20 protein-coding genes are annotated in these 23,328 nt (G+C 53.3%); 3 read left to right on the top strand and 17 right to left on the bottom strand.

Going from position 1 to position 23,328, the window contains the following annotated elements; genetic code table 11:
* Window positions 1-179: 179 nt before the first annotated feature.
* Window positions 180-380: a hypothetical protein gene (locus tag PEL01S_RS06025; RefSeq protein WP_127459704.1), complete on the top strand. Its 201-nt coding sequence runs from the start codon at window positions 180-182 to the stop codon at window positions 378-380.
* A gap of 422 nt (window positions 381-802) precedes the next feature.
* Here PEL01S_RS06025 and PEL01S_RS06030 read toward each other — a convergent pair whose 3' ends face one another.
* The 10 genes from PEL01S_RS06030 to PEL01S_RS06070 form a co-directional block, all read right to left on the bottom strand.
* Entirely contained in the window at window positions 803-1,216 is a 414-nt protein-coding gene (locus PEL01S_RS06030) for a YugN family protein (protein WP_127459705.1), read from the bottom strand.
* 68 nt (window positions 1,217-1,284) lie between these two features.
* Window positions 1,285-1,485, bottom strand: coding sequence for a hypothetical protein (locus tag PEL01S_RS06035; RefSeq protein ID WP_127459706.1), 201 nt, complete (start codon window positions 1,483-1,485; stop codon window positions 1,285-1,287).
* A gap of 438 nt (window positions 1,486-1,923) precedes the next feature.
* Entirely contained in the window at window positions 1,924-2,808 is an 885-nt protein-coding gene (gene opp4C / locus PEL01S_RS06040) for an oligopeptide ABC transporter permease (protein ID WP_063181265.1), read from the bottom strand.
* 3 nt (window positions 2,809-2,811) lie between these two features.
* Entirely contained in the window at window positions 2,812-3,783 is a 972-nt protein-coding gene (locus PEL01S_RS06045) for an ABC transporter permease (protein WP_108530472.1), read from the bottom strand.
* A gap of 52 nt (window positions 3,784-3,835) precedes the next feature.
* Window positions 3,836-5,500: a peptide-binding protein gene (locus PEL01S_RS06050; RefSeq protein WP_127459707.1), complete on the bottom strand. Its 1,665-nt coding sequence runs from the start codon at window positions 5,498-5,500 to the stop codon at window positions 3,836-3,838.
* A gap of 40 nt (window positions 5,501-5,540) precedes the next feature.
* Entirely contained in the window at window positions 5,541-6,497 is a 957-nt protein-coding gene (locus tag PEL01S_RS06055; RefSeq protein ID WP_127459708.1) for an ABC transporter ATP-binding protein, read from the bottom strand.
* A 27-nt stretch (window positions 6,498-6,524) separates the two neighbouring features.
* On the bottom strand, window positions 6,525-7,514 hold the full coding sequence (locus PEL01S_RS06060; RefSeq protein WP_082866925.1) for an ABC transporter ATP-binding protein: 990 nt from the start codon (window positions 7,512-7,514) through the stop codon (window positions 6,525-6,527).
* Window positions 7,515-7,736: 222 nt separating this feature from the next.
* A complete protein-coding gene (locus PEL01S_RS06065) occupies window positions 7,737-9,437 on the bottom strand; it encodes a M3 family oligoendopeptidase (protein ID WP_164824246.1) in 1,701 nt (566 codons plus the stop codon).
* Between the two features lie 249 nt (window positions 9,438-9,686).
* A complete protein-coding gene (locus PEL01S_RS34375) occupies window positions 9,687-9,833 on the bottom strand; it encodes a hypothetical protein (protein ID WP_164824247.1) in 147 nt (48 codons plus the stop codon).
* Window positions 9,834-9,899: 66 nt separating this feature from the next.
* Window positions 9,900-10,553, bottom strand: a complete 654-nt coding sequence (locus tag PEL01S_RS06070; protein ID WP_127459710.1) for a 3D domain-containing protein — start codon at window positions 10,551-10,553, stop codon at window positions 9,900-9,902.
* Window positions 10,554-10,728: 175 nt separating this feature from the next.
* On the opposite strand from PEL01S_RS06070, the gene PEL01S_RS06075 reads away from it, so the two are divergent.
* Window positions 10,729-11,880 carry an acyltransferase family protein gene (locus PEL01S_RS06075; protein WP_204343629.1) on the top strand — a complete coding sequence of 384 codons (1,152 nt, stop codon included), beginning with the start codon at window positions 10,729-10,731 and terminating at the stop codon, window positions 11,878-11,880.
* An 84-nt stretch (window positions 11,881-11,964) separates the two neighbouring features.
* On the opposite strand, the gene thrS is transcribed toward PEL01S_RS06075, so the two are convergent.
* The gene (thrS, locus tag PEL01S_RS06080) at window positions 11,965-13,902 is read right to left on the bottom strand and encodes a threonine--tRNA ligase (RefSeq protein WP_063181247.1); all 1,938 of its coding nucleotides are present in this window, start codon (window positions 13,900-13,902) and stop codon (window positions 11,965-11,967) included.
* Between the two features lie 334 nt (window positions 13,903-14,236).
* Window positions 14,237-15,169: a putative sporulation protein YtxC gene (ytxC, locus tag PEL01S_RS06085; protein ID WP_063181245.1), complete on the bottom strand. Its 933-nt coding sequence runs from the start codon at window positions 15,167-15,169 to the stop codon at window positions 14,237-14,239.
* Window positions 15,170-15,379: 210 nt separating this feature from the next.
* On the opposite strand from ytxC, the gene PEL01S_RS06090 reads away from it, so the two are divergent.
* A complete protein-coding gene (locus tag PEL01S_RS06090) occupies window positions 15,380-16,906 on the top strand; it encodes a L,D-transpeptidase family protein (protein ID WP_163768160.1) in 1,527 nt (508 codons plus the stop codon).
* A 61-nt stretch (window positions 16,907-16,967) separates the two neighbouring features.
* On the opposite strand, the gene mqnC is transcribed toward PEL01S_RS06090, so the two are convergent.
* From mqnC to metA, 5 genes are all read right to left on the bottom strand, one after another.
* The gene (mqnC, locus tag PEL01S_RS06095; protein ID WP_010497982.1) at window positions 16,968-18,107 is read right to left on the bottom strand and encodes a cyclic dehypoxanthinyl futalosine synthase; all 1,140 of its coding nucleotides are present in this window, start codon (window positions 18,105-18,107) and stop codon (window positions 16,968-16,970) included.
* Window positions 18,108-18,242: 135 nt separating this feature from the next.
* Window positions 18,243-19,616 (bottom strand): EAL domain-containing protein, encoded by a 1,374-nt coding sequence (locus PEL01S_RS06100; RefSeq protein WP_063181241.1) that lies wholly within the window; start codon window positions 19,614-19,616, stop codon window positions 18,243-18,245.
* Between the two features lie 359 nt (window positions 19,617-19,975).
* Window positions 19,976-21,166 carry a trans-sulfuration enzyme family protein gene (locus PEL01S_RS06105; protein WP_174806906.1) on the bottom strand — a complete coding sequence of 397 codons (1,191 nt, stop codon included), beginning with the start codon at window positions 21,164-21,166 and terminating at the stop codon, window positions 19,976-19,978.
* Window positions 21,159-22,358, bottom strand: coding sequence for an aminotransferase class I/II-fold pyridoxal phosphate-dependent enzyme (locus PEL01S_RS06110; RefSeq protein WP_127459713.1), 1,200 nt, complete (start codon window positions 22,356-22,358; stop codon window positions 21,159-21,161). The genes PEL01S_RS06105 and PEL01S_RS06110 overlap by 8 nt, the downstream gene beginning before the upstream one ends.
* The gene (gene metA / locus PEL01S_RS06115; RefSeq protein WP_127459714.1) at window positions 22,355-23,281 is read right to left on the bottom strand and encodes a homoserine O-acetyltransferase MetA; all 927 of its coding nucleotides are present in this window, start codon (window positions 23,279-23,281) and stop codon (window positions 22,355-22,357) included. Before metA ends, PEL01S_RS06110 begins: the two co-directional genes overlap by 4 nt.
* Window positions 23,282-23,328 lie beyond the last annotated feature (47 nt).

A 23,328-nucleotide genomic window follows, 5' to 3' on the forward strand; every position in this document is an offset into this window, starting at 1 on the left:
AAAGAAACCTTAAAGAAAAATAAAATGGAGGTAAAATAAGAGAGGGCAACCCCCTAAGAAGAGCAACCCCCTAAATCCCCCTTAGTAAGGGGGACCCCAGGAGCTGCGCCCCTGGACCCGCAAGGTTGTCTGGGGAGTAAGTGCGCCGCATTTTCGTTACTATAGATGAAGGAACGCGTTTGTCCGGCGAGCCAAGGCTCGCCGGACACGCTTACATTTTGGCGTGGCAAAGTCCCGCGCAGCCGTGCGCTGATTGGAAGCGAGGACGGGCCTCGACCGCCGTCAGGCTGGTCGGGACCGGACAGTCGCGGTCCTTGCACGATGTATCGCTAGTGCTGGTGCGCCGCATGGAAGCGAGGACGCGACTCGACCGCCGTTAGGCTGGTCGGTCGCGGACTGTCGCGGTCCTTGCTCGACGTACCGCTGGTGCTGGTGCGCCGCATGGAAGCGAGGACGCGACTCGACCGCCGTCAGGCTGGTCGGTGGCGGACAGTCGCGGTCCTTGCACCGACGTATCGCTAGTGCTGGTGCGCCGCAGGGAAGCGAGGACGCACGTCGTCTGCCGTTAGGCAGGCGCGGGCGGACAGTCGCGATCCTTGCACCGACGTATCGCTAGTGCTGGTGCGCCGCATGGAAGCGAGGACGGGCCTCGACCGCCGTCAGGCTGGTCGGGACCGGACAGTCGCGGTCCTTGCACCAACGATCCGATTATGGCGACGTACTCCCTCCCTCGACAACCTTTCGTCGTCCAGGGGGCGAAACCCCTGGGGTCCCCCTTACTAAGGGGGATTTAGGGGGTTGTTCACCGCGGATACCCTCTTTCGACCTCCCGCAGCAGCGAAGCCGCCTGGTCCACCCACTTGTCCTCCACGGTGCCGTCTTTATCGAGCGGCTCCTGAAACTGATCCATTAACGCTCCATAAGTGCGAGCCTGCGCCTCTTGATCCAATCCTTCGTTATAGACATGCTTGAGCACGAACGGGGTACCGATTCGGACAAAAGCGTCCGTAGAATCCGTATCGCCATCCAGTACACCGCTTGTGACTTCAAAGGGGATGCGCAGCCACACTTTATGTCCCTCATCCAAATAGCGGTCAAAAGAACCGTGCTCATAATCCCAGTTGCCGCCCAAGGTGAATTCGTGCTCGTGCAGATAGCTTCGCACATGTTCAAAAGGCTCTTCCCGTCCTTGCAAAGTCGAATCTAAAGGAATCATCGGCATCTCCTCCAAAATAATGATCGCATCGACAAAATCACGCTTAGCATGTACCCGGCCAAGTAAAATTATGCCCAACAAGGATTCGTACGGCAAAAGAACACCGTCAGCATCATGAAGGTCTTTGTCGACATTACGTTTGTCGCCTTGATCTTTTCTTCTTTGGCTTCGCGCTGATTTACGGAAAAGATGCCGACAGGCTCATCGGAACGACCAGCTTTAGGATGGAAGCGGATTTGACACACATTAACTTCAAAATCATCACTCATGACACGTATTGGCTGTTTCAATGTGCGTTCGCTGGGCCTTATAACGGTCATTGTCTGGGGATTCGAGACGACCTGAATCGCTTCTCAAGTTAATTAACCGGCTCGTACCCATCAGCATCAGCCGGGATGAAGGCAGATATAGTAGTTTTATATTGAATTTTTTTCCATTAAATATTATAATATAGGGAAACCCACAATAAATTAACTCTATTTGCATTATCAAAGTTGTAATATTTATATTACGTTTTACCAAAGAACTTATCCCGGTTATTCCGCACAAATACTCAACTTGTTAAATCCCGTTGCGCTTAGTCTCAGTCTTAGCGCATGGTGATCCCTTAAACTGCTGCATCAACGTAACCGTGCGATTGCTTCTAACTAAAAAAAGAGCCATTCCATTCGAAAATGGAAGGCCCTCCCTTTATTTTTATTGCGTTATCATTTCGAATCAAAGGCGCTGCGCAATCCGTCTCCGATAAAGTTGAAGCACATGATCGTCAGGAAGATCATGAAGCCAGGGATGAACGGATACCAAGGCGCATTGCTCAAAATCGTCAAGCTTTGAGCACTTTGCAGCAAATTCCCCCAGCTCGCGGTAGGCGGCTGAATCCCCAGACCGAGAAAGCTGAGGCTGGACTCCGTCAAAATCATGCTGCCCATTTGCAGCGTCGCAGAGACAATGATCGGAGCTATAGCGTTGGGCAAAATATGCACGAAAATAATCCGGAAATCCGACATGCCGATCGTCCGCGCCGCATCGACGAACTCGCGGTTTTTGACCGAAAGGATTTGCCCTCGCAGCAGCCTCGCCTTGGACATCCAGCCGAAGGCGACGAACACGACGATAATATTGAATAGGCTCGGCTTCAGCACGGTAACGACCGTGATCAGAACGAAGAAGGTCGGAAACGATAGCAAAATATCGACGATCCGCATCAGGAAACTGTCGACTTTCCCGCCGTAATAACCGGCTAGCGAGCCTACGGTAATCCCGATCAGCAGGTTCAGGATAACGGAAAAAATCGCGACGGAGAGCGATACCCGGGCGCCGTACAGCACCCGGCTGAACAAATCCCGCCCTAAATCGTCGGTGCCGAACCAATGTGCAGCGCTCGGCGGCTTCAAACGGCTCATCAGATCCTGTTCCGCGGGATCATGAAGTGCTATAACGGGCGCAAACAGCGCGAGAACAATAAGTACCGCCATAATCCACAGGCTGACAAAAGCCAGCCGGTTAGCCTTGAATCGTTCCCAAGCCCGGCGTTTCGGTTTGGCGGCGGCCGCAGGAAGCTGGGCCTTATTCGTAGTTACGGCTTCATTCATGGATTATACCTTCGCCTCGCTTTTGCTGTAGCTAACCCGGGGATCCAGGATCGCATAAGATAGGTCGGCCAATATGCTGCCGAAGACATAGAGGAAAGCAGTCATTGTCGTAACGGCGAAGATGACCGGATAATCCCTCTGGAAAGCTGCTTCCGTGAACAGCCGGCCGATTCCGGGAATACTGAAGATCGTCTCGACAATAACGGAGCCCGCGAAGAAGCCGGGCAGCGATAGCCCGAACAGCGTTGCCAGCGGAATCAGCCCGTTGCGCAAGCCGTGCACGCTTAATATCCGTCCGCCGCGCAACCCTTTGGCTTTGGCCGTACGCATGTAATCCTGATTGATAACCTCCAGCATGCTGGAGCGAACATACCGGATCCAGACCGCCACTTCGGAGCAAGCAATCGTAAACACCGGCAAAATCAGGTGAAGCACCCGGTCCCCGAAGCCGGACGGCGCATTGATCGTCTGCATGCCGCCCGATGGCAGCCAGCCGAGCCGCACGGCGAAGAACATCATCAACAGGAGGCCGAGCCAAAACCCGGGCAGCGAAATGCCGACGAACGTAATGCCGGACACGAACTGATCGAGACGCGAATTCGCTTTAACCGCGCACAAAATGCCGAGCGGAATCGCTATGGCCAAGGCCAGAGCAAAGCTTGTGACCGTCAGCAGCAAGGTATTCGGCAGCCGGTCCCAGATCAATTCCGAGACCGGCTGGCTTTTTTGAAACGAGGTGCCGAAATCCCCTTGCGCCAGGTCGCTGATCCATTTCCAATACTGAATATATAACGGTTGATCCAAGCCGTAAGCTTTGATCATATTCTCTTTATCGATGGCCTTGATCGTCGGATCGTCGACGTATTGGGAGATCGGACTGCCCGGAGCCATATGAATAATGAGAAAAGAAATGATCGTAATGCCGATCAGAATCGGAATGGCGTTCAGCAAACGCCGAAGGGCATATCGGGCCACCGGATGTCACTTCTTTCATCATAATTTCGATCGTAATGATCAACGGATTTTCTTATTTCGTGAAGTACCACTTTTCAATTTCCTTCAAGGAGTCGCGGTTCGGATTAAAGCCTTCGAGATTGGCCGGATAAGCCATGGTAGACGTCGGCGAATAAAGGAACGTATACGGCTGGTCTTCCGCAATCAAAGCGTCGATTTTGGCCAGCAGCTCTTTCCGCTTGTTCATATCGAAGGTTTTCAAATCTTCGTCGATCAGCTTGTCAACCTCGGGATTTTTGTAAGAAATGTAGTTCGATCCCGTCTCCATCGCCGTGGAGTGCCAAATGCCTTGCGGGTTCGGGTCTCCCGAAATGCTCCAGCCATGGAAAATAGCAGTGAAGTTTTTGCCCATCCAGTTTTTCGTAAAAGCAGAACCCTCCACAATCCGAGGCTGAACGCTGATGCCAACTTTTTTCAACTGCTGCTGAATTACGGTCAGGGCCTTCTCACGAACCTTGTTCCCTTGAATCGTCTGCATTTCAAACTCGAACTTTTGGCCGTTTTTGTCCAAAATGCCGTCGCCGTCCGTATCTTTCCAGCCTGCATCGGCCAAAATCTTTTTCGCCTTTTCCGGATCGTACGGGAATTTCGGCACATTATCCGTGTACGACCAGTAGGAAGGAGACGTTTGGCTGTGTACGAGCTTTCCTTGTCCTTCGACGATGTTGTCTACGATACCTTGGCGATCGATCGCCATCGTAAGCGCCTGACGCACCGCTTTATCCTGGAACAGCGGATTGGTCAAATTCCAGGCGGCAAACATATAGGTCCCTGTGCCAATCCCTTTTTGCAGCTTGATTTTGCCCGACGTTTTGGCAAACTGCTCAATGGCCTGCAAATTGTCGGCTGGTACTACAATGGCGTTAATTTCTCCGGTTTGCAGCTGCGCCATCGTGGCGTTCGCATCCGGGATGATTTTCGCCGTTATTTTCTCGATGGCCGGTTTGCCGCCGAAATAGTTGTCGTTGCGAACGAAGCGCAAATATTGGCCTTGCTTCCACTCTTCCAGCTTGTACGGGCCCGATCCGACCGGCTGCTTCGCGAAGGTCGATTTTTCCATATCTTTGACGGCAACATCTTTCAGCAAATGCTGAGGCAAAATATTGTAAACGAGCATATCGATGTATCCGGCATGCGGCTCTTTGAACGTAAATTTAAGCGTCGTATCGTCCGTTTTCTCGATCTTTGCCAATTTCTCGAACGTTCCCTTGCGCGGGCCTTTGTAATCCGGATTAATCGGAATGTTGTATGTAAATACGACGTCGTCGGCCGTTACCGGCTTGCCGTCGCTAAACTTGGCGTCGTTGCGGATTTTAATCGTCATTTCCATCTTGTCTTGCGAGAACTCAGGCTGTCCGGCCGCCAAATTCGGAACGATTTCCTGCTTTTCATTGAAGCGGTACAACGAGCTGAACACCAAATCGATCACTTCGCTTGACGTCGTTGTCGTTGCCCAGAAGCGAATAAAGCCTTGCGGGTCCGCCAAGTAAGCGGTATTGATTTCGCCACCGTCCACCTTTTCTTTTTTGCCGGTGCTGGCTGCCGCCCCATCGGCCGGCTTCTCGCTTGTCGCGGGGGTTCCTCCGCCTCCGGACGTGCAGGCGCTGAGCAATAGCGCGGTGGACATCAACGTGGCAAGAGCGATATTTCCCGCTTTGCCGATTTTTTTGAACAACATGGCAAGTTCCCCTCTCTTTTAGATGCTTTCTGTAAACTGTTTATACGAAATGGCACGAGGCGTAATGCCCCGGCTCCACTTCCCGAAAGATAGGCTTCTCGATCCGGCAGCGCTCCGCAGCATGCGGACAACGCGGATGGAAAGCGCAGCCTGACGGCGGATTTGCCGCGTTCGGCACTTCTCCGCTTAAGATGATCCGTTCCCGCTTGCCGTCCACATCCGGCTCGGGCACGGACGATAAAAGCGCCTGAGTATATGGATGCTTCGGACTGCCGAACAACTGGTCCCGGCTGGCCAACTCGACAATTTGACCTAAATACATGACCGCGACCCGATCGGAAATATGTCTAACGACGCTAAGATTGTGCGAGATAAACAAGTACGACACTTTCGTCTGCGTCTGCAGTTCCTCCAGCAAGTTGACGATCTGCGCTTGAATCGAGACGTCGAGCGCCGAGACCGGCTCGTCCGCCACGATAAGCTTCGGACTTAACGAAATGGCACGGGCAATCGCGATACGCTGCCGCTGTCCGCCGGAAAATTCATGCGGGTACATGCCAACCGCATGAGACCTTAGTCCGACCGTATCCAAGAGCTGTTCCGCCCGCTTCATGGCCTCCGACCACTTCAAGCCGCCTTGGACCACAAGCGGCTCAGCAATTGCTTTGCCCACCGTGATTCTCGGATTTAACGAGGCATACGGGTCCTGGAAGACGCATTGCATTTCTTTCCGGATCGGCCGCAGCTGCCGTTGACTCCAATTGCCGATCGAAGTCCCGTTAAACAAGATTTCACCTTCGGTCAAATCAAGCAAGCGCAAAACCAACCGGCCGACCGTCGACTTGCCGCAGCCGGATTCGCCCACAATGCCCAGCGTTTCGCCTTTAAATACTGTAAAGCTGACATTGTCAACCGCTTTGACGGCTCCATTTTTTAAGCTGCCGCCGATGCCAAAATATTTTTTCAACCCTTTAATCTCTAGAAGCGGAGCCCCCACGTGTCGATCATCTCCCTCTAATCCGTACTAGATCAAAATGCAGCGAACTTGATGCCCCGCTCCGATCTCCCGCAGCTCGGGCTGCCGATCGCGGCATTCCGCTTTCGCCATCGGACAGCGCTCGGCAAACCGGCAGCCGGCCGGAAAAGCACCTGCGGGCGGAACGCTTCCCGGAATCGGAACCAGCGGCTCAATGGCCCCCTGCATGCGTGGCGTCGATTGGAGCAGGCCTTTCGTGTACGGATGTCTGGCATCTGTAAACAGCGTTCTTACGTCGGCCGTCTCGACGATTTGACCGGCATACATGACGATGACGCGTGTAGCCATTTCGGCGACAACGCCCAAGTCATGCGTGATGAACAGCACGGACATGTCGGTCTCGTGAAGCAGCTGCCGGATCAGGTCCAGCACCTGAGCCTGAATCGTCACATCCAAAGCCGTCGTCGGCTCGTCGGCAATAAGCAGCTCCGGCTTACAGGCCATCGCCATCGCCAGCATGACACGCTGCCGCATTCCGCCCGACAAGCGGTGCGGATATTCTTTCCGAATCCGTGAAGGCTCCGGAAATCCGACGCGCCGCAGCCAATCCTCCGCTATTGTAATCGCTTCCGATTTGCTTACGCCAAGATGCCGGGTAATCGCTTCGGTCATCTGCATCCCGATGGTAAGCACCGGATTCAGCGAGGTCATCGGCTCCTGGAAGATCATCGCGATTTGACGTCCGCGAACGCTCGACATCTCCCGATTGCTGAGGCCGACCAAATTTCGGCCGCCGAAACGAACCTCGCCGCCGGCAATCTCCCCTACCCGGGGAAGCAGCTGCATGATCGACAAGGAAGTCATGCTTTTGCCGCAGCCGGATTCTCCTACGAGCGCGACCACTTCGTTCGTTCCGATTGTAAAATCGATGCCGTCGACAACGGTCAATTCCCTCTTTTTGTCTTTAATTACCGTTCTGAGCGATTTCACTTCCAAAAGTGCCTCAGACAAAGGGATCACCTTCACTTCCACATTCATTGTGTCATAAAATTTCACTTCACTGGAATTATTTCGGCTGACAGCATCAAGTCCCATTATGAAGTTAATTGACCAAATTGTCATTAAAAATTTTAAAAAAAGTTACATTTTTTTTAAAAATGTTAACTAAATCATTGATTTTGCAGACAAAAAACGAGACGAAAAATCCAATTTTTTCGTCTCACAGGAAAATTATGTTTTTTTCAGGACCGCTGTCGAATTTTAGAACGCTCGAATGTCCGCCTTTTCCAGCCACGCGCCGATATCGCCGATAACCGACTCGACCGTACCTTCCGCAAACGGAGAAAGCAGCCCCGCCACCTCCACCAGCTCGCTGAACGAACGGCTGCCACCTTCCCGGCAAAGCCTTACGTAATCGTCCCAAGCCCGCTTGCTGTCGCTTTGTGCGCGGGACCAGAATTGGAGCGCGCAGATTTGCGCCAGCGTGTAGTCGATATAATAAAACGGCGTGCGAAAAATATGTCGCTGCTGATACCAATACCCGCCGCGATTCAGCAAATCGTTCTCCTCCAGCGCCAAATCCGGGCGATAGACCGATTCCAGCTCGCGCCACTTGGCTTTGCGCTCCGCCGGGGTCGCTTCCGGGTACTCGTACACGAAATGCTGGAATTCATCGACCGCGGTACCGTAAGGAATAAACAGAATGGCCGCGCTCAAATGCTCGTACTTGTATTTGTCCGTATCTTTGCGGAAAAACAGCTCCATCCAAGGCCAAGCAAAAAACTCCATGCTCATCGAATGAATCTCGCACGCCTCAAGCGTCGGATGCAAATACTCCGGCACCTCATGATGGCGGCTCATGTACTTCTGGAACGCATGTCCGGCTTCGTGCGTCAGCACATCGACATCCCCGCTCGTTCCGTTGAAATTGGAGAATATAAAAGGCACCTGCTCCGCCTTGATGTACGAGCAGTAGCCGCCGACCGCTTTGCCGGTTTTGCTGACGAGGTCCATCAGCCCGCGGTCCGTCATCATCCGGAAGAAAGCGTCGGTTTCCGGCGACAGTTCAGCGTACATCCGCTTGGCGTTGTCGACGATCCAATCCGCATCGCCTTGTGGCTTCGGGTTCCCCTTCGGAAACCGATACTTGGCGTCATAGTAAGCTAATCGGTCCACGCCAAGCATCTGCCGCTGCTGCTCTCGGATGCGCGAAGCAAGCGGCACCAGATGCTTCCGCACCTGCTCCCGGAAAACGGCAACATCGGCCGCGTCGTAATCCGAACGCTTCAGACGGTCGTATCCAAGCTGAACGAAGTTCGGATAGCCAAGCTTCCGGGCAATGCTCGTCCGCACCTGGACAAGCTTATCATAGATTTCGTCAAGAGCCGTCTCGTGCTCCGCAAAAAAAGCGTATCCCGCATCCAGGGCACGTTTGCGCGTCTCCCGGTCGGTAGACAGTGTGTATGGTGTGAGCTGAGCCAGATTGAGCTCGCGGCCATCAAACGAAATCGAGGCGGAAGCGGTCAGTTTAACATAGTCGGAGACAAGCTTGTTCTCCTGCCGAAGCTCGTCAATCACTTCAGGCGTGAACGTTTTTACGGTTCTTTCGGCAATCCGGAACAATTGCTTGCCCCATTTCTCCTCCAGCGCCGCGCGATAAGGCGATTCGGCCAATGCCGTATAATACTTCGAAATGAAGCCTTGATACACCGGCGTCTGCTGGTCGAAAAATTCCTGTTCCTCTTTATAAAACGGGTCGTTCGTATCGATGGTATGCCGAATTCGGGCGATCGCAGCCATCGAGTCGAAATGACTTCGAAGCTCGTTCATTCGAGTCAGGAGAGCCTGCTGCTCCTGCGGCGAACCTGCCTCGGAGAACTGCTGCAGCAATTCGTTCATCCGTTCCGTCAGCTGCTCCATATCCGGGCGTTCGTATACAAAATCTTCGAACTTCCTTGTCATTATCGTTTCATCCCTTTCCATATCTGTCGGCCGCATAACTGTTAACCTTTGTTAGAAACATAAAGGGACAGGCCGTTTTTGTCAATATGCGGAAACAAAAATAAGCCTCCGGCGCCAACAAACGGCGAACAGACGCTTTATGAGGTCCCTGGTCCCTATGATGTTAAATTTAATCACATTGATAGCAAGCGAAAAGAGGAAGCCTCGAAATTTCATTCGGGCCTCCTCCTCGGATCTGTTTACAGTTCCTTATTGTCTTGCCGATTCGCTGGCGCTCTCGCTCGGGTTGTTTTGAGCCGGCTGCTTCACGTTATTAGCCACAACCTCTTCGGAAAATTCCGTATCGGTCTTCAGGTTTTTATTAAAATTTAAATTTTGATTTTTATTTTTAGCCATCGCTATCACCTCCCCTGACATCCTTTATTATGGATTTCAAGGAGGGGCGTTATGCTTAGAAAATTTTTAAAACAGCAGCTCGCTTTTCAGTTGATTCCAGAGCGCTTGATTAATTTTTCCATCGCCTTTTTTTACCACGAAGACGTTCAACGTTTTTTTGCCCCACTCTTTGTAGACCTGATCCTTCGTCTCAAAATACAAGTCGATCCGGTTGCCCTTGATGGCACCGCCCGTATCCGCGACAACCCCGTAGCCGTAGCCGGGAATGTACAGCACCGTTCCGATCGGAAACACCTTCGGATCGGCGGCGATCGTGGAGAACGCTTCGACGTCGCGAGTAACCTTCATGCCGGAAAACGTGACTCCGTATTCGGGGTGTCCGGGATTTTTGCCCGTTGACTCCCGTCCGGCATAATATCCGGTTGCCGTCACCTCGACGGCTTTATAGTTGGATAAATCTTGTCCCTTGTGGGGAAACAGCTTGTAATTCATCGTTCGGCGGCCGCTTGCGGCAGATACAGGCTGGGAGTCGGGCTGCTTGACCTCCGGCTTGCTGACACCGGGCGAATGCAAGGATACGGGTAAAGCGGCGATGTGAAGCTCATTATTCGGCGCGGTAGACCGCTTGTAATCCTGTTGTTTTTCAAACCATATCAAGAAGGACAGCATCAACACGATGAACAAGATCCATTTGGCATGGCTTGCGGTTTTTGGTAGCATAAGCTTGGTTTAAACCTCCCCTTAATAGAAGAGGGTCTCCAACATTCGCAGGATCTATACACCGGTCTCCTGGAATCGCAAGCTGCCATGAATTATAAAATTTTGTTTAAAATTCAATAGTTTATCGATACATTATGTATTATTTTTATAAAGGAGGGATCGCAATATGGGAAGCTTGCGGTTCAATCAATTAGATTCGTTAAGAGGTTTGGCAGCGCTTACAGTTTTACTTCATCATCTTTTACTAGCGATGCCGCAAAAAAATGCATTCACCACAGCTCTTGAAGTCACTCCCGCCAGGTTGTTTGTAAACGGGCATGGAGCCGTCATTTTGTTTTTTCTGCTCAGCGGATTTGTGTTGTCGCTGCCGGTGCTAAACGGAAACGCCCCCCCTTATTTTTCATTCTTCATTAAAAGATTGTTCCGAATTTATGTTCCTTACTTAGTTACAATTTGTATCACAATTTATATTGCCATCTTTTTATATCAAGGTACTTTGCCTGAATTTAACTCCTTTATTAACCAATCGTGGAAGAATGCTTCCGATCCCTCGTTAATCACGGAACATATTTTATTCATCGGCAACCCTCATACGATTTCTTATAATCCCGTGATCTGGACGCTCATTCACGAGCTGCGCATCTCGATCGTCTTTCCGTTCGTGGTACTCATGGTCAAAAACCTAAACCCCCTCGCCTCGCTGATCGTTTGCTTCCTCCTTACTTCCATCGCCGGATTGGACGGTATGTTGTTAAACCTTTCGAGCAACGGGTACCACTCCAGCTACTTCGATTCCTTACATTATTTATCCATCTTTATCATCGGTTCGTTAATTGCCAAGCACAGAAAGCAGTTGATGGATTTATACCGTCACTCAAAAGCTACCTTGAAATGGACCGTGCTGGTCGCCGCATTGCTCTTTTATAATTACTCGGAAGTGCTCAATAAGGATTTCTTCAAAAGGGTGTTCGATACGCCCTATAATTTCTATTTATCCGAATACGGCATTGCCGTGGGCGCAGCCGTGTTCATTGTTGCTTCGCTCGCTTCCTCCAAGCTCTCCAGCGGGTTAACTCATCCCGGGTTCGTCTTTTTGGGCAAAATATCATATAGCTTATATTTAACTCATCTGGTGGTCATGTTAACGTTTGCGCATGCTTTACACGGGCGATTGTCCAACGTCATGATCCTGTCCATATCCTTTATAGGAGCGCTCATTGTAGCGGCAGTTTGCTGGTTTATGATTGAGCGACCTTCCATGCAGCTGGGAAAATATTTAACGCGGAACAAGCAAACCGCAGCCAACCAGCCTACAAACCCGCTTTGACAACAACTTCCCATGGTCAAATGCAAAAAGCCTGCCCCTTCAACAAGGAGCAGGCTCTTCGGCCATATCATATCGTATAACAGCTTACACTTGCTTGGTCCGAATCTCTTCCCGGATCATCTCGATGACGCTATCTACGCTGTGAGCGCCGAGGTCGCCTTGACCGCGCCTGCGGACGGAAGCGCCCGATGCTTGCACTTCGTTCTCGCCGACAACGAGCATGTACGGAATTTTCTCAAGCTGCGCTTCGCGAATTTTGTATCCGAGCTTCTCGTTGCGCAGGTCGGCTTCGACCCGGATACCGGCATTTTGCAGCTTCGCTTCGACTTCCTTGGCATACTCGTCGAAGTTGCCGGATACCGGAAGCACCTTCGCCTGTACCGGACACAGCCATGTCGGCAGCGCGCCGGCGAAGTTCTCAAGCAGGAATGCGGTCATCCGTTCCATGGTCGAAATAATGCCGCGGTGAATGACGACCGGGCGATGCTTCTGGCCGTCGGCTCCGACGTATTCCAGTTGGAAGCGCTCCGGCAGGAGGAAGTCGAGCTGCGCGGTCGACAGCGTCTCTTCTTTCTTGAGCGCGGTCTTGATCTGTACGTCCAGCTTCGGACCGTAGAAGGCCGCCTCGCCCTCCGCCTCGAAGAACGGCAGACCGAGCTCCTCGACCACCTCGCGAAGCATCCGCTGCGACATTTCCCACATTTCGTCGTTTTGGAAATATTTTTCCGTATCCTTCGGATCGCGGTACGACAGACGGAAACGGTATTCTTTAATGCCGAAGTCCTCATAAACTTGACGAATCAGGTTCACGACGCGAGCGAACTCTTCCTTGATTTGATCCGGACGGCAGAAAATATGCGCGTCATTCAGCGTCATCGCCCGGACGCGGTGCAGGCCGGTGAGCGCTCCGGACATCTCGTAACGGTGCATCGTGCCGAGCTCGGCGATCCGCACCGGCAGGTCGCGGTAGCTGCGCATGTCGCTCTTGTACACCATCATATGGTGCGGACAGTTCATCGGACGCAGTACAAGCTCCTCATTGTCCAATTCCATCTTAGGGAACATGTCTTCCTGATAATGCTCCCAGTGGCCGCTCGTTTTGTACAATTCCACGTTGGCAAGCACCGGTGTGTAGACGTGCTGGTAGCCGAGACGCTCCTCCAGATCGACGATATAACGCTCCAGGGTACGGCGTACTTTGGCGCCGTGCGGCAGCCAGATCGGAAGTCCTTGGCCGACTTCGCTGGAGAAAGTGAACATTTTCAGCTCTTTGCCGAGCTTGCGGTGGTCGCGTTTTTTCGCTTCCTCCAGCAAGTGCAAATGCTCGTCCAGCTCCGCTTTTTTCGGGAACGCCGTGCCGTAGATGCGCTGCAGCATTTTGTTCTTCGAATCGCCGCGCCAGTAAGCGCCCGCTACGCTGAGCAGCTTGAACGCTTTGATCCGCCCGGTGGACGGCAGGTGCGGCCCGCGGCACAGGTCGAAAAATTCGCCTTGGTCATAAATCGTAATGACCGAATCTTCCGGAAGGTCGCGGATCAGCTCCAGCTTGAGCGGGTCCTCCAGCTCGCCAAAAATGCTCAGCGCTTCCTCACGGCTGACTACCCGGCGACGGATCGGCAAGTTTTCCTGAACAATGCGTTCCATTTCTTTCTCGATTTTGCCCAGATCTTCCGGGGTAATCGACATTTCCATATCGATATCGTAATAGAACCCGTCTTCGATCACCGGTCCGATGCCGAGTTTGACGCTTTTATTGCCATACAGCCGTTTGATCGCCTGCGCCATCAAATGCGCCGTGCTGTGACGGTATACCTCCAGGCCTTCTTCGCTATCCAGCGTAACGATTTGCAGCGCGGCGTCTTCTTCCAGCGGCGTGTTCAAATCGACGAGTTTTCCGTTGAGTTTGCCTACGACGGCATTTTTTTTCAGACCCGAGCTGATCGACCCTGCGATCTCTTCCACCGTCGTTCCCTGCGGATATTCCTTCACCGCTCCGTCGGGAAAAGTTACTTTTACAGCCATGTCCACTACCTCCAATAATTGTAGGAAATACAAAAAGCGCATCATCCCGAAAGGGACGAGTGCGCTTAGCTCGTGGTTCCACCCTAATTCAATCCGCAGCTCTTCATTTCAACAAAAGGGCCAGGCTGCGAATCCTCAACTCATTCGGTAACGGGAATGATCCGGCGATTTATACTGCGCGTCTCCAATTCCACCAATCTAATCGGTTGGGGACGACGTTTTCCAAATCACGGCTACAAAGGGGTAACCGATTGACGTTCGCTGAAGGGGATTGCAGCCGGTTGTCCCCTCTCTCTGGACAGCACTTCAACCGATCGTGTCTTCGATCCTTGCCTTATCCCTTATTATATTCAGCCGCTGTCGAGCGGTCAAGGTTTTGGCATAACCGACAGTAGCCGCACAGCTCCACGCGATTCTCGAAAATTTGCCGGATCGTCTTGATTACTTGCAAATCCGGCTCGCGGGTGTGGATATAGATCTGCTGCGGAGATACCGTAATCAGCGTGCTGACAATCATATCCTCGAAATTCATATCCTTCTCAAGCGTTTCTACCGTCACAACGGCATCCGCATCGTTCGTTTCGATCTTCTCCAGATGCTCGCCAAGCAGCATAAACTCATTGCCGCCTTTATGAATAAGATGAACGAACGGAATTTTCGCTTCCTGAATATAGACGAAATATTGCAGCAGGGAAATGAATTCGCGATACTGCCGGTCCATGACGAATTCGTCGACGGCATATTCGACAACTTCGCGGAGCTCGTTCAAGTAATCCGGCGCCCGGAAGCGCAGAAAGCCGTCCAAATTCAGCTCCGTATGCTCTTCGATGTATTCGGTAAGCAGGGCGGTCAGCTTGTTTTTCCGCCGCAGGTACGCTTCATTCTTGTCCGATTTGACTGCCGCCGAATCGTCCCGCTCTCCCAGCATTTGGCTGCAATACCCCAGGATGCTGTCCGTCTCCTCGTCCTGCTTGTAATGAAACTCATGACGGATCATATAACGCAGCAGACGCTGCTCTTCTTCCGCCAATAAATAGTCCGCCACGGCGCCTGCTGCCGCTTCATATAGCGCGTAACCGTCGGCCTGCAGTTGAAAAGCCGGCATTACCGCGTTCACTTCGACTCGCTGCAGACCGTTCCGCCGGTCCAGAACGATCCGGATCTTGTTCTCCTTATGTAGCCGTTCGCCGAAAAGCTCGACAAGTTGCAACAGCCGGTCAGCCTGAGCTTCGGAGCGTTTCACCATTACGATCGTCAACAGCTTCATCCAGGGTCACACTCTCCTTTCGGGCCTTACGATTCCTTTAAAGTATATGGCTGGACCTTCGCAGATATACAAAGTACAGACACCCGGGATGTAGCAATAACTGTGAGGGGAATTCATCCGAAGCTTCTTTTATGGATACCAATTGTATTATTTAACACAATTATGATACAATATGTATCAGTGACAAAATATGATCCTGGGAGGTTTGCTATGCAGCATCTTCGCCAAAGGTTCAAATCGCCGGACGCGGACAAGCTAGTTCGTCTGCACAAAAATATTTACCTTAACCGCAACGATCCCAAATATCACGAAAAGGTGATCACGTATCTCGATCCACACTCTCCCGAGGCGCATTACAAGCTGGGACAATATTTCGAGAACAACGGCAATATCGGCAAAGCGCTAAAGCATTATAAAGAAGCGATGAGCACGTATCCTTCGCCGTATTATTTTCCCGCTTCCGGCTCGATCCGGCGGCTGACGAAGGAGAAAGCTCCCGCTGTACCTGTATCTCAAGCGGCCTCAGGCTCAACTGCACCACGAACAAAAAGCAAAGGCGCTGCCGCCGGTTTAAAAATGCTGCTGCTGGTGCTTCTGTTCATCAACGTGCTGCTGCTGGCCCTGCTGTACGGACCGACCGCCGTTTCGAAGGTCGTTTCGGCGTTTATGCCTTGGAGCGTCGGAAAAGAGGTAACGTACGAAAGCATCGAAACCGCTTACGTCCTGCATTTTCCTTATGGAGAGCCGCAAAAAACGGTAGAGGAGGCGCTTCATAAAAAAGCGCTGCAGCTTGCAAACGATCATCCGAAGCAAGCGATCGTCCTGTACGGCGTAGCTTCCGGCGTTCGAACCGCGGATAACCAAGCGGTGCCGCTAAGCGACGAGCAGCTTAAAACCAAGGCGTTTGTCGTGGCGGAATACAACCCGGCCGTCGATACTTCGGTCAAAATCCGGTTCCTTCAGCCGGAATTTCAAAAGCTCCGGACGACGGCCGGAGCCCAATTGATCCGGACGGCGCTTGAAGCTTACGCTTCGGATCACGGATCGATCCCCTCCTCCATTGAGCAGCTGTTTCAGCCTTATCCCAATAATTACGCCAGCTATATGCCTATAGAAACGATTAGCGGTTCGGCTCATGTCCGAACCGTTTTTGATGGGAGCGGCGGATGGGTATACGATGCCCGTGCCCAAGACCCTGCACATAGGTTTTACCCGAACGTCGCGTGGGAGGGCGCATCCGGGACGGCTGCCGCCTCCACAAGCCTTCCTTTCGAACCGGTGACGGTCACGATCGACAAAAGCGCTCACTTACTCCGGCTGAACGCAGGCCAGATGGTGCTCGCGGAGCTGCCTGTCGGACTTGGCGCCGACGGCCGAACTCCAGACGGCGTCTTGACCGTCCTCGAGCGGGTCCGCGAACCGCAAGGGAGCCGCCCGGGGGTATACGGCACCGCTGCCTTGGGGATGGGCGAGATCGCCATCCACGGCACAACTGACGAAGCATCGATCGGCGCGAACCGGTCGCTTGGCTGCATCCGCTTGACCAACGAGGCGATGTCCGCCCTGTACCCGTTCGTGCCGCGGGGCGCGCGCGTCGTCATCGGCAGCGGCGCAACGGGCGGAAGCGGAAGCGCCCCGGTTCTAGTCCAGCCGGAGCTGCTGCACCCGGGCAAGGGCGGCTTGGGCCGAGAGGCTGAAGAAACGGCGAAGCACCGTGTCTTTCAGTGGTTAGGCTAAGCGCAAAAAAGACGCTTGTCCTCGAACCGTATGGTCGAAGGAAAGCGTCTTTTGTTTTATGCTAGTTTTGCATAATGAAGTCTTTATGCACTTGAACCGTTTCGTCGTCGAAGCGGCGCAAAATCTCATAGCGCGTATTGCGCTGTGCGGGAATTTTGCCTGCTTCCCGGATAAGCTGCAGCGTCGAGCCGATGTTCACCTTGTGCGTCGTCCCTGCCGCGGATACGACGTTTTCTTCGATCATCGTCGAGCCGAAATCGTTGCAGCCGTAGTGCAGCGACAGCTTGCCGACCTCCGGTCCCATCGTTACCCAGGACGACTGGAAGTTCTTTATGTTGTCCAGCATGATGCGGCTGATCGCGACGTTTTTAAGGTAATCTTGCGGTCCCAGCTTCTCCGCCTTCAGATTCGTGTTGTCCGGTTGGAACGTCCAAGAGATGAAGGCCAGGAAGCCTGGCGTATTGTAGCCGTTCGCGATGCATTCATCCTGTGCGTCGCGGATGCGAAGCAGATGCAGCGCGCGTTCCTCCATCGTTTCGCCGAAGCCGATCACCATCGTCCCGGTCGTGTGCATACCGACTTTGTGAGCCGTTTGCATGACATCCATCCAATCGCGCCACGAGCCTTTCAGACGGCTGATTTTGCGGCGGGTGCGGTCGTCGAGAATTTCCGCGCCGCCTCCGGGCAGCGAATCCAGACCGGCTTCATGAATGGCCCGGATCACTTCCTCCAGAGACAGGCCGTTCGATACTTCTTTCATTTTCATAATCTCGGCCGGGGAGAACGAGTGCATCGTAATGTTCGGGAACCGCTTCTTAATTTCCTTCAGCAAATCGGTGTAATAGCTGAAAGGCAGGTTCGGGTTCGTGCCCCCCTGCATCAAAATTTCGGTTCCTGCGACGTCGATCGTTTCCTGGATTTTTTGAAAAATAACCTCGTCCGGCAGCACATAGCCCTCTGCCGAGCCCGGTGCGCGGTAGAAGGCGCAAAAACGGCAGTACACATCGCAAATATTCGTATAATTGACATTCCGGCCGATCACGAAGGTCGTAACCGGCTCCGGATGATGCCGCAGCATAATTTGGTTGGCCACATGGCCCATTTTTTCGATTTCGTCCGATTCGTAGAGCGCCATACAGTCTTCCAGACTGATCCGGTTGCCGGCCAGCGCACTATCCAATATCCGGTCGATGGAACTCATCGCTTTCATCTCCTTTATGCTTTCATCCTACCATAAAATACTCCGCTCCTGCCATACTAAAAGACCGCCATTTTCCGTGGAACGGAAAGCGGCGGTCGCTTTTGTGACCAATTTGTGATCATCGGCACAAAGCCTTCAAGCGGGATGCATATGCCGGTGCCCTACGATTTTTTCTTTGACCAATTGGAGCTGCCGCACCCGTTCCTGGTCGGGCACAAGCGGCTGCGGACGGGCAAAATAAAAGCCTTGCACCATATGCACCTGCATCTCGCAAAGCATGCTGAGCTCTTCCGGCCGCTCGACGCCTTCGGCGATCACTTGGCAGTTCATGTTGTCCGCGAAGTGCAGCAGCGCCTTCAGCAGCGATTGCTTGACGGACATCCGGTCGATCTCGGCAATGACTGATCTGTCGATTTTAATGATGTCGGGCACTAGCTCGGAGATCGATTGCAGGCTTGAATAGCCGGCCCCCGCATCATCCACGGCAAAGCGGAACCCATGCGCGCGGCAAGCGTTCATAACGGCCCCTATGTATTGAAAATCCCGAATCGCGTGGCGTTCCGTAATTTCCAGAACGACCTGCGAGGCCGAAATGGCGGGAAATTGCTTCAACGTTTCCAGCAGCTGATGGAGGAACAGCGGATGTCCGAGCGAAACGGGCGTCACGTTAATAAACACCTGCTCTTGAATCGCCCGCGACGATATTTCCATGAACGCCTTCTTGATGACCAGAAATTCGAAGCTCGATAAAAGATCGGCTTGGTAAGCCATATCGAACAGCTCGGCAGGCGTGTGGAACGGCGAGTTTTGCGGACCGCGGGTCAAAATTTCCCAGCCGTACAATTCGCCGCTGGCTAAATTGAGAATCGGTTGGGCGAGAACGAAAATGTTTTCCTGCTTCAAAATGTCGAGCAGATGCTCCCGGGTCGGGCAAAAATGCGGCGGCAGCTTCCGCGTCGCGATGCAACGGGCATAATGATAGGCCGCTTGAATACCGGCGGACGTGTTCTCGAGATCCGGACCGATGATATAGCACCCGCTTTGCAGCGATACGGGAGCTTGAGCGTCGACATCCGCATGCATGCGGAGCCTGCGCGAAACTTCTTTTTGCAGCTCCTGCGCCTTGCGCTGCAGCTCGTCGAACCCGCAAACGGCTTGTTCTTTAACGAAAATACCGTAATCGTCGAGCGCAAACTGCCGGACTCCGATCACATCTTTGTCCCGGAAGCAAGAAGGCAGCAGTTCCAGAATCGTCTGCCGGATACGCCCCTGCAGGGCGCAAAGCCTCGATTCGGAATAAGTGGAAAACATATGATGAAAATCTTCCAAGTACAGCAAAATAAGCCCGCACGATTTTCCTTGGCTCCGGTACCGTTTGACCAGCGAGAGCACTGGATTGCGAAACGTAAACTCCGGGGGAAAAAAGCGGAGCGCCCTGCTCGGATAAGGCAGCCGGAGTAGCATCCGGATTCGTTCTTTCCACTCACCTGAAGCAAATGAAAACGTCATAAATTTCCCCCTCACCGGCAGCAACAACTTGTCCCTACTATCATATCACGAGTTCGTTATAGTGAATAGGGCGGTATTCCTTTTTTTCACAGAAAAGCCGATGATCCCCTGAATCATCGGCTGAGCTTGTTGAAAAAGCGGTGAATTGAGGTAGTAGAGGTGCACGAGGGGGTGGGGTATCTACTTCCGGTCGCTCTTGTCCGCAGGAAATTTTGATTTGAAGCCGCTTCGCAGCGGATATTTCCCGCGGACAAAGGCGAACGCTATCGCTCCTCCAGTAGATACCCCACCTCCGTATGTTTCTCTATTTCAGTTAAAAACCAGTTTCTCGATGATCCCCTGAACCATCGGCCTCTTCTTCATTTATCCGCTAACGCTTGCTCCAAATCTTCGATGATATCCGCGATATCCTCCAGACCGACGGAATACCGGACGAGCCCATCGGTAATTCCGCGCTCCAGTCGGACCTCGCGCGGCATCGCCGCATGCGACATCATCGCCGGGTAGGACAGAATGCTCTCGACCGCTCCCAGGCTGACAGCGACCAGCGGAATGCGCACCTTAGATAGCAGACGCTTGGTCCGTTCGCCAGAGCCGGTGTCGAACGAGACGACGGCGCCATAGCCGAGCGATTGTTTCTCGTGAATGTCCCGCCGAGGATGATTCGGCAGCCCCGGATAATAGACGGCTTCGATCGACGGATGAGCCGCCAGCCAGGCTGCCAACTGCCGGGCGCTCTGCTCGTGCGCTTCCATTCGAGCCTTCAAGGTTTTCATCCCGCGCATGAGAAGCCACGAGTCCTGCACGCCGAGAATGGTGCCGAGCCCGTTCTGAATCTGTTTCAGCCGGCGGCCCAGACTGTCGTTGGCGGCAACGGCCAGCCCTGCGGTTACATCACTGTGCCCGCCAAGGAACTTCGTTGCGCTATGCAGCACGATATCGATGCCGTGTTCGATCGGACGTTGATGGTAAGGCGTCATGAACGTATTGTCCAGCATGGTCAGCAGGCCATGTTCTTTCGCCCAGCCTGCGACTTCGGCAATATCGGTAATTTTGAGCGTCGGGTTCGACGGCGTTTCGAGGAACACCGCTTTCGTATTCGGCTTAAGCGCCGCTTTCACCCGGTCTATATCCGTCATGTCGACGAACGTCGTCTCGATGTTCATCCGTGGCAGGATGGACGTCAGCAGACGGTATGTGCCTCCGTACACATCCTCCGTGCAGATGACGTGGTCCCCTGCCGACAGCAGCATGAACGCGCCGGAGATCGCTGCCATGCCGGAAGCGAACGCGAAGCCCCGCTTCCCCCCCTCGAGCAGCGCAATGTAATCCTCAAGCGCCTGCCGGGTCGGGTTGCCGGAACGGGAGTAATCGTACTCCTGCGGCTCGTCGAGCGAAAATTGATGGAACGTCGAAGCCTGGTAGATCGGAACGCTGGAAGCACCGGTCGACCGGTCGATTTCGCTTCCGAAATGAATCAGCTTCGTGGCGAAAGCGCGGTCTTTGTGATGATCGTTAGGATGAGTTCCTTGCGTCGTCTTATCAGCCATGAGCCGGTACTCCTCCTTCAATCTCTTTCTGCGCCAAATCGATGGCATGGGACAAATCCGCAATCAGGTCGTCCGCATGCTCGATGCCGACGGAATAGCGCAGCAGCTTATCGTCCACGCCGACTTTTCGGCGGATGTCTTCCGGGATATCGGCATGGGTCTGAACCGCGGGGTATGTCATCAGCGATTCGACGCCGCCCAAGCTTTCCGCGAACGCAATCAGTTTCACGTGACGCAACATCGGTTCGATATAGCGAGCATCTTTCATTTTAAAGGAAAAAATCCCCGTATTGCCGGACGATTGCTTCTTCTGAATGTCATGGCCCGGGTGGCTTTCGAGCGCCGGATAATAGACCGTTTCCACCTGCGGATGAGACTGCAGGAACGTCGCGATGCGGGTGGCGTTATACTCGTGACGCTCCATGCGGATCGCCAAGGTTTTCATGCCTCGCATGAGCAGCCAACTGTCCTGCGGGCCTAAAACTGCGCCGATCGAATTGTGCAGAAACGCCATTTCCTCGGACAGCTCCTTGCCTTTCGTCACGATCAACCCGGCAAGCACGTCGTTATGCCCGCCGAGGTACTTGGACGCGCTGTGGATCACTATATCGGCCCCAAGCTCGATCGGCCGCTGGAAAAACGGGGTAAGCAGCGTGTTATCGACGATGGAAAGAAGGCCTTTTTTCTTCGCCCAGCCGCACACCAGTGCCAAATCCGTGACCATCATGAGCGGGTTGGTCGGCGTTTCGATCAGTACCGCTTTCGTGCCCGGCTGAAGATTCGCTTCCAATGCATCGAGATCGTTCGTGTCCACATACGTTGCGGTGACGCCGAAGCGGGACATGATGCGCTCAAGCATCCGGTACGTCCCGCCGTATAGATCGAGGGAGACAAGCAAATGATCGCCTTGGCTGAACAATGCGAAAATCGTCTGGAGGGCCGCCATGCCGGAGCTGCAGGCAAAGCCTGCGTCCCCGGATTCCAGCTCGGCGATCGCATCTTCCAATACTTTTCGCGTCGGGCTTTTCGTGCGCGCGTAATCGAATCCCGTGCTCTGCCCGAGCTTCGGATGACGGAACGCCGTCGCTTGATAGACCGGGAAGCTGACCGCTCCCGTCACCGGTTCCTCCTGGGAGCCGATCTGCGCGAGCCGGCTCTCGATTTTCAACTCTGGCTTGGAACAGTTGCTCATATCATATAATCCCCCTTATACAAATCGTACGGCGTCTCTTGGTACACATAATAGTTGAGCCAGTTGGAAAACAGCAGGTTTGCATGGGCACGCCAGGTGTTGAGCGGCGGCCGGGTCGGATCATTGTTCGGGTAATAATTTTTCGGAACCGCGATCTCCATTCCTTTGTTCACGTCGCGGTCGTACTCGTATTTAAGCGTACACGCGTCGTATTCCGAATGGCCGGTAATAAAAATTTGCTTCCCGTCCTTCGTCGCGGCAATGTAGACGCCCGCTTCCTCCGATTCCGACAAAATGTCGAGCTGCTCGACCCGGGCGACATCCTCCCGGCGGACGTCGGTATGACGGGACTGGGGAACGAGAAACAGCTCGTCGAACCCGCGCAGCAGCTTTACATTCGGCGTGGTGATCGTGTGCGGGAACACGCCGAATATTTTTTCATCAAGCGGGTACTTCGGTACTCCGAAATGGTAGTAGAGACCGGCTTGAGCCGCCCAGCAAATATGCAGCGTCGACGTGACGTGGGTTTTGCTCCACTCCATAATCTGCGTCAATTCTTCCCAATAATTCACCTCTTCGAATTCGAGCTGTTCGACCGGCGCGCCTGTAACGATCATGCCGTCAAAGCGTTCGTGCTTGATGTCTTCGAACGTTTTGTAGAACTGCTCCAGGTGCTCCAGCGACGTGTTTTTGGACGTGTGCGTTTTCGGGTGCAGCAGAATGAATTCAACCTGTAGCGGAGTGTTGCCGATCAGCCGCAGCAATTGGGTCTCCGTCGTTTCTTTCGTCGGCATGAGGTTTAAGATCACGATCCGCAGCGGGCGAATATCTTGACGAAAGGCTACACTCTCGTCCATGACGAAAATATTCTCGTTGACAAGCACTTCCTTGGCCGGCAGATGATCTGGTACTTTGATGGGCATTGGGCTCACTCCTTCGGGTATTGGATTCGTCGTTCCCTGCACTCCTG

This window comes from Paenibacillus elgii NBRC 100335, assembly GCF_004000865.1.
Classification (GTDB): domain Bacteria; phylum Bacillota; class Bacilli; order Paenibacillales; family NBRC-103111; genus Paenibacillus_G; species Paenibacillus_G elgii.

Excerpts from the sequence above, each read along its gene's own strand:
- PEL01S_RS06105 (WP_174806906.1), bottom strand. The coding sequence starts at position 21,166 with ATGGCTGATAAGACGACGCAAGGAACTCATCCTAACGATCATCACAAA.
- PEL01S_RS06050 (WP_127459707.1), bottom strand. The coding sequence starts at position 5,500 with ATGTTGTTCAAAAAAATCGGCAAAGCGGGAAATATCGCTCTTGCCACG.
- metA (WP_127459714.1), bottom strand. The coding sequence starts at position 23,281 with ATGCCCATCAAAGTACCAGATCATCTGCCGGCCAAGGAAGTGCTTGTC.
- opp4C (WP_063181265.1), bottom strand. The coding sequence starts at position 2,808 with ATGAATGAAGCCGTAACTACGAATAAGGCCCAGCTTCCTGCGGCCGCC.
- PEL01S_RS06035 (WP_127459706.1), bottom strand. The coding sequence starts at position 1,485 with ATGAGTGATGATTTTGAAGTTAATGTGTGTCAAATCCGCTTCCATCCT.
- PEL01S_RS06110 (WP_127459713.1), bottom strand. The coding sequence starts at position 22,358 with ATGAGCAACTGTTCCAAGCCAGAGTTGAAAATCGAGAGCCGGCTCGCG.
- PEL01S_RS06100 (WP_063181241.1), bottom strand. The coding sequence starts at position 19,616 with ATGACGTTTTCATTTGCTTCAGGTGAGTGGAAAGAACGAATCCGGATG.
- PEL01S_RS06065 (WP_164824246.1), bottom strand. The coding sequence starts at position 9,437 with ATGACAAGGAAGTTCGAAGATTTTGTATACGAACGCCCGGATATGGAG.
- mqnC (WP_010497982.1), bottom strand. The coding sequence starts at position 18,107 with ATGAGTTCCATCGACCGGATATTGGATAGTGCGCTGGCCGGCAACCGG.
- PEL01S_RS06090 (WP_163768160.1), top strand. The coding sequence starts at position 15,380 with ATGCAGCATCTTCGCCAAAGGTTCAAATCGCCGGACGCGGACAAGCTA.
- PEL01S_RS06070 (WP_127459710.1), bottom strand. The coding sequence starts at position 10,553 with ATGCTACCAAAAACCGCAAGCCATGCCAAATGGATCTTGTTCATCGTG.
- ytxC (WP_063181245.1), bottom strand. The coding sequence starts at position 15,169 with ATGAAGCTGTTGACGATCGTAATGGTGAAACGCTCCGAAGCTCAGGCT.
- PEL01S_RS06060 (WP_082866925.1), bottom strand. The coding sequence starts at position 7,514 with ATGAATGTGGAAGTGAAGGTGATCCCTTTGTCTGAGGCACTTTTGGAA.
- thrS (WP_063181247.1), bottom strand. The coding sequence starts at position 13,902 with ATGGCTGTAAAAGTAACTTTTCCCGACGGAGCGGTGAAGGAATATCCG.
- PEL01S_RS34375 (WP_164824247.1), bottom strand. The coding sequence starts at position 9,833 with ATGGCTAAAAATAAAAATCAAAATTTAAATTTTAATAAAAACCTGAAG.
- PEL01S_RS06030 (WP_127459705.1), bottom strand. The coding sequence starts at position 1,216 with ATGATTCCTTTAGATTCGACTTTGCAAGGACGGGAAGAGCCTTTTGAA.